Here is a 1,121-nt window from a genome sequence, read left to right as displayed (position 1 = left end):
CGAACCGAAGCAGTACGACACCGACGCACGTGAGTTCACAGTGGACGGTTACACGGTCCGCCTCGACGGGGAACTCAAGCCCGGCGCGGAATCCATGGTCACCACCACCGTGACCAAGGACGGTAAGCCGGTCACCGACCTGCAGCCGTACCTGGGCGCGAACGGCCACCTCGTGGCGTTGCGCTCGGCCGACCTCGCCTACCTGCACGTCCACCCGATGGACGCACCGGGCGCTGGTCCCGAGGTGAAGTTCATGGTCGAGGTGCCGACCTCCGGTCGTTACCGCCTGTTCCTGGACTTCCGGCACGAGGGCAAGGTCCGCACCGCCGAATTCACCCTCGGCACGACAGGATCCGCCCCCGCTCCGTCCACATCCACACCATCCACATCCGCTCCGGCCACCCAGCCTGCCGACGACCACGGTGGTCACGGTGGCTGAGCCCAGCACCATCGAAGAGGAGGCGCGCTCCATGAGTTCACCGACCAGTGAGATCGAGCTGTCGATCGGCGGTATGACCTGCGCCTCCTGCGCCGCGCGGATCGAGCGCAAGCTCAACAAGCTCGACGGCGTCCAGGCCAGCGTCAACTACGCCACCGAGAAGGCCAGGGTCAGCTTCCCCGAGTCACTGACCGCCGAAGACCTGGTGAAGGTCGTCGAGAACACCGGCTACCAGGCCGAGCTGCCCGCTCCCCCGCAGGCCGGCCAGAGCACGGAACAGGCCGAAGAGGACCCGACGCGGTCGTTGCGGCAGCGGTTGATCACCTCGGTGGTGCTCACCGTGCCGGTGATCGCGTTCGCCATGATCCCGGCACTGCAGTTCACCTACTGGCAGTGGCTGTCGCTCACGCTGGCCGCACCCGTCGTGGTGTGGGGTGCGTGGCCGTTCCACAAGGCGGCGTGGACGAACCTGCGCCACGGCGCCGCGACGATGGACACCCTGATCTCGATCGGTGTCGGCGCTGCGTTCCTGTGGTCGCTGTACGCGTTGTTCTTCGGCACCGCGGGCACGCCGGGCATGACGCACGCCTTCGAGCTGACCGTCCAGCGGATGTCGGGCGCCGGCAACATCTACCTCGAAGTCGCCGCGGGCGTGACCACGTTCATCCTCGCCGGCCGCTAC

The 1,121-nt window shown here is 67.5% G+C and carries 1 protein-coding gene and 1 pseudogene; both read left to right on the top strand.

Annotated features, from left to right (window positions below; all coding sequences use genetic code 11):
* Positions 1 to 439, top strand: a pseudogene (locus IG04_RS47515) (hypothetical protein); the annotation flags it as partial.
* Between the two features lie 31 nt (positions 440 to 470).
* The coding region (locus IG04_RS0141705; protein ID WP_169746044.1) for a cation transporter at positions 471 to 1,121 on the top strand (651 nt) is incomplete at its 3' end.

Source organism: Lentzea albidocapillata (assembly GCF_000719115.1).
GTDB lineage: Bacteria > Actinomycetota > Actinomycetes > Mycobacteriales > Pseudonocardiaceae > Lentzea > Lentzea albidocapillata.
Note: the sequence above shows the minus strand (reverse complement) of the source record. Positions and strands in the feature narration are given on the sequence as shown.